Origin of the sequence: Corynebacterium sp. HMSC27B11 (genome assembly GCF_001815985.1) — a bacterium.
Taxonomy (GTDB): Bacteria; Actinomycetota; Actinomycetes; order Mycobacteriales; family Mycobacteriaceae; genus Corynebacterium.
Window position 1 is genome coordinate 1 of the sequence record NZ_KV823582.1, and the last position, 1,419, is coordinate 1,419.

The 1,419-nt window shown below is 61.7% G+C and carries 1 protein-coding gene and 1 tRNA gene; one reads left to right on the forward strand and one right to left on the reverse strand.

All coding sequences use genetic code 11. The features are described from left to right. Nucleotides 1-149 precede the first annotated feature (149 nt). The gene (locus HMPREF3097_RS09025; RefSeq protein WP_012361163.1) at nucleotides 150-1,127 is read right to left on the reverse strand and encodes a diaminopimelate dehydrogenase; all 978 of its coding nucleotides are present in this window, start codon (nucleotides 1,125-1,127) and stop codon (nucleotides 150-152) included. A gap of 161 nt (nucleotides 1,128-1,288) precedes the next feature. Here HMPREF3097_RS09025 and HMPREF3097_RS09030 point away from each other — a divergent pair. Beyond that, nucleotides 1,289-1,361, forward strand: a tRNA-Arg gene (locus tag HMPREF3097_RS09030). Nucleotides 1,362-1,419 lie beyond the last annotated feature (58 nt).

Below are 1,419 nucleotides of genomic sequence, written 5' to 3' on the forward strand. Positions count from 1 at the left end.
CTGAAAATCGGCGATTCCGGACACACTTTTTGACCCTTAACCCCTGTTTTCTTTCCATTTTCTTTTTACGACGTCAGAAGGGCCGCCACGGTTCATTCCGTGGCGACCCTTCTGTGTGTCCGCGCCAGCCTGGCGGCGGAGTGAGGTGCTTAGACGTCCTCGCGGAGCATGTCCTCCAGGGACTTCTCGCTCAGCAGGTACGGTGCGATCTCCAGCACGGTGAAGGCGCCGGTCTGGCCGGACTCCTTCAGGCGGTGGGCAGCGCGACCGTATGCGACCTGCACGGCTGCGGTGAAGTCTGGGTTGCGGTCCAGCTCCAGGGTGTATTCCACGGTGTGGTGGGTGCGGGTCGCACCCAGCTCACCGGTGGTGATCACGTGGCCGCCGTGTGGCATGCCGGTGTGGTTTTTGTCGAACTCCTCCTGGCTGATGAAGTTCACCTCAACCTCGTAGCCGACGAAGTAGTCCGGCATGGTGCGGATGTCGTTTTCGATCCGCTCCTTCAGCGCGGCGTCGTCGCTTTCTGGGACGACGAAGCACTGGCGCTTGTGGGCGTTCTTGCCGGTGATGCCTTCGGCCTCACCGCGGCGAGCCTTGTCCAGAGCCTCCTCGGCCGGGAGGGTGTACTGGACGGCGGAGGCAACGCCCTCGATGCGGCGCAGGGCGTCGGAGTGGCCCTGGGAGAGGCCCGGGCCCCAGAAGGTGTTCTGCTGCGCGCCCGGCAGCACGGCGGCTGCGTACACGCGGTTGAGGCTGAACATGCCCGGGTCCCAGCCGGTGGAGACGACGGCGACGTTGCCAGCCTTCTCGGCGACGTCCTGCATCGCGGAGTAGTGGCGGGCGACGTCGCGGTGATTGTCGTAGGTGTCCACGGTGCAGGCGTACTTCGCGAACTCCGGTGCCTGCTCCGGGATATCGGTGGCGGAGCCGAGGCAGAGGTAGAGAACGTCGATCTTGTCTGCGTACTCAGCCACGTCTGCAACAGGGATGACCGGCGCGTCGGTGTCGAGGCTGTCGCGGCGCGAGAAGACGCCCACCAGTTCAATGTCGCTGGTCTGCTTGATGACGGCTTCGACGGACTTGCCGAGGTTGCCGTACCCCACGATGCCGGCCTTGATTGTCGCCATGCGTGTTCCTTTCGTTGGAGTGGTGGCTTGGTTCGGCTTTTAAGGTTACGCCGGTTATTCGGGCCACCACTAGGTTTATGCGTGTAAAAATATGGCTTTTTTAGCGCGCTGCGCTGCGATTTGTTGCTTCTGCAGGAGGGCATGTATAGTTATGCCCTGTTGCGCCCGTAGCTCAACGGATAGAGCATCTGACTACGGATCAGAAGGTTAGGGGTTCGAATCCCTTCGGGCGCACGAGTTAAAACCCCTGGTGAGTGGCTTTTGAACTGCTCCCCATTAGTTGGACTGAGAA

Coding starts and splice junctions, on each gene's coding strand:
- HMPREF3097_RS09025 (WP_012361163.1), bottom strand. CDS start 1,127: ATGGCGACAATCAAGGCCGGCATCGTGGGGTACGGCAACCTCGGCAAG.